Below are 3,273 nucleotides of genomic sequence, written 5' to 3' on the forward strand. Positions count from 1 at the left end.
TCATGTGATCAATCTTATCCTGCAAGGCGACAAGCAATTTGGTGTCGACCTCCATAACGGGGTTTTCAACAGTCTGAGTGATTACCAGGCCAACAAGCCCGATGTTACGCTGGAAATAGACAAGCCTTCACTACTTTCTTTCCTTGCCAGTAAGGTCACCCTGGATGAACTCATCAAGGGGGGCAAGGCGAAAGTTGCTGGAGACAGCAAGGTGCTGGAGAAGTTACCCGGTTTGTTCGATCTCAATATCAAGAACAACATGAATCTGGTACTGCCACTGCAGACTGAAAACCAGATTAGATAGTTGGGTTGACGATGGTGTCCCGCTCATTATCGAGCGGGGCATTATTGGCTGGATGTGGTAGCAAACGTTTTCTGGTTCGTGGGGTTAGTGCGCATAATCATTTCAAAAACGCAACTAAAAAGTTGGGGTGATCACATATTTAATTATGGTTCAACTACCATTAAGTTTAAGTGATGGATTATCGCGCGCCGCCTTTACCTTTAAAGGTGTATTTCAAGTTGAGGAATGTAGGTATGCCCCCAAGCTCAAACAGTTTCATAACATTGTCGTTGCTATCGTTAGTGTTGCCACTGCATGCGATGGCTAATAATGATGTCTATGTCGGCGCCAAGGCTGGCTGGGTTCATGGTCACAACGCCTGCGAGAGTCACAACCTGTCATGCGATAACGACGCGCTGGGAGCAGGTCTGTTTGCCGGTTATGAGCTCAATGACTGGCTGGCAGTGGAAGCTGGTTATAACTATTTTGGCAATATGAAAGCGGATTATCCTGCATTGGGCCACAGCGATGTGACCGCGCCTTACTCAGGTAAGGTGCAAGGTATTGAGCTCGGAGCCAAACCATACTGGCATTTGAATGACAGCACATCCGTGTTTGCCAAGGCGGGCACATTGGCGTGGTGGACAGATGTCACTGGTGATGAGGTGGGTTATCAGCATCATGCCAAGGATAACGGCTGGTCCCCTATGCTGGGGGCTGGATTGGAAATGGCCATGACAGATAATCTTTCTGCCCGTCTGGAATACCAGTGGTTTCACAATGTGGGTGGAGATGCAACTGGCGGCAGCAGCATCAACATGCTCAGTGGCGGCGTGACCTATCGGTTTGGCGCTAAAGCCACAGAAGCGGTCGCCATGGCGCCAGTTGTCGTACCCGTTCAGCCTGAAAAGGTTGAGGCGATGGCCCTGCAGTTAAGTGACGTCTCAGGTATGGTTCTTTTCGAGTACAACTCAGCGACGTTGACGCCCGCCATGGTCGATGCGATGCAACCGGCCCTTAAGCGACTGCAGGATTACCCGCAAGCGCAACTGACCATTCATGCTCATACGGACAGTCGTGGCTCATCGGCCTATAACCAGAAACTGTCTGAACGTAGAGCGCTGTCGGTGAACGACTACTTTGTTAGCAAAGGGATCGCGGTATCACGGCTGACTCTGGATGCCAGGGGGGAGACCCAGCCTGTTGCAGATAACCAGACGGATGCGGGACGAGCGCAGAATCGTCGAGTAGTCTTGACGTCACCGGCATTTACCGTAGAAGAGTCCGTTACAACTCAAGGTACCAACCAATGAGATTAATTAAGTTATTCGTTCTATCGCTGTTTGCCATGGTGCTGACAGCCTGTGGCGGGGGTGACGACAGTGGCTTACCGTCACAAGGTGGGGGCGGTGAAACACTGCCAGCTATTGTGTCCCTGCAAGTCACTCCTGCAATAGCAACAGTGCCTGTCGGGTTAGAACAGCAATATGTGGCCGAAGCGTTGCTAGAGGATGGCAGCGTGAAGGATGTCACAACCAATGCGGCGTTAAGCTGGCGCTCCAGTAATCCAGCCATTGCGACTATCGATAGCCGCGGGCTCGCAACGGGTGTGAGCCCGGGCGACGTTACCATCACCGCCTCAGGGGTTGCTAACGGCGTACCAATTGAGCGCTCGGTTAGCTTGACTGTCTCCGATGCCGTGGTTACCGAGCTACAAGTGACGCCAGCCAACAGTTCGGTGCCTGCTGGGTTGGCCAAACAGTTCATTGCCACGGCATACTTGTCTGATGGTTCCACGCGAGATGTGACCAATAACGCGGCCCTTAGCTGGTCAAGTGACGCCCTCTCGATTGCAACAATCAGCAATGCAACTGACACCAAAGGACAAGCAACTGGGGTTGCTCCCGGTGATGCCACCATCACTGCATCGGGCACTGCAAACGGTACGTCATTCAGCGCCACTGCAACGTTGACTGTCACCAATGCCACCGTGACCAGCTTGCAAGTCACACCATTCAACCGTGCCGTACCCATCGGTCTCTCGCGGCCATTTACCGCCACAGCCACGCTGTCTGATGGTTCCTCGTTGGATGTGACCAATGACCCCGTGCTGAGCTGGAGCAGCAGTGCCGAAAACATTGCGACCATCACGTCAACAGGCACTAGCGGCAAGGGTGTGGCAACTGGCGTTGCTGTTGGTATCACAACCATCACCGCATCGGGCACAGCCAATGGTCAGGCATTCAGCGCGACACAACAGTTGACTGTCACTGATGCTAAGGTTACCTCTATTCAAGTTACCCCTGCTCCTGTATCAGTGGGAAGGCGCCAATCTCTTCAAATGAACGCGATTGGGACTTTCAGTGATAGTAATACAGGTGATATCACAAGTGATGTAGCTTGGCAGTCTGACAATACTGATATTGCTACTGTTCGACGCTCAGGTTTGTTGGTGGGTGTTGAGGTCGGCACAACTAGCCTGACAGCGAACAGTAATGGTGTTTTCAGCAATAATGTTGATGTTACGGTCAATCCGTGGGTAACAATCGACGGTGTTGGCGAATTTTCTGTTCCTGATGACACATCCCCGTCTCGTACTTGGCCTGATGCCAACAGTTATTGCTCCACCCTTTCACTTGATAGTGGGTCTGCTTGGCGCCTACCCACGATAGAGGAGCTGATAGCGTTGTACAGTGCTTATCCTCGTAACCATGTCAATAGCGTGCTACGCTGGCCTACCAACTTAATGTATTGGTCATCAACGCCATCAAATGTTTCCAATGTATATGATGGTATATATATGACTGATGGTTATGTTGACTTAGAGGGTACAGGGACACGCCTTTATGTTACCTGTTTCCGTAAAAGTGCTTAGGGCTGATTCAAGTCCGAAGTACAAGGCGAGACGCCTTTTTGGTGAAAACGAGCACCTGAGCGGATTTGCCGACAGCTCAGGCATCGTTTGGAGTATCAGTGTAGTGGTCTGTCTT

At 51.4% G+C, this 3,273-nt stretch carries 3 protein-coding genes; all 3 read left to right on the forward strand.

The window, feature by feature from the left end; translation table 11 throughout:
* On the forward strand, positions 1-304 hold a 304-nt coding region (locus tag A9G06_RS21125), incomplete at its 5' end, for an alkyl sulfatase C-terminal domain-containing protein (protein ID WP_069556536.1).
* Positions 305-477: 173 nt separating this feature from the next.
* Complete coding sequence (locus A9G06_RS21130) at positions 478-1,596, forward strand: OmpA family protein (RefSeq protein ID WP_083243863.1); 1,119 nt, start codon at positions 478-480, stop codon at positions 1,594-1,596.
* Positions 1,593-3,158: an Ig-like domain-containing protein gene (locus A9G06_RS21795; RefSeq protein WP_083243864.1), complete on the forward strand. Its 1,566-nt coding sequence runs from the start codon at positions 1,593-1,595 to the stop codon at positions 3,156-3,158. The genes A9G06_RS21130 and A9G06_RS21795 overlap by 4 nt, the downstream gene beginning before the upstream one ends.
* Positions 3,159-3,273: the final 115 nt, after the last annotated feature.

Origin of the sequence: Aeromonas sp. DNP9 (assembly GCF_001728955.1) — a bacterium.
GTDB lineage: Bacteria > Pseudomonadota > Gammaproteobacteria > Enterobacterales > Aeromonadaceae > Aeromonas > Aeromonas veronii.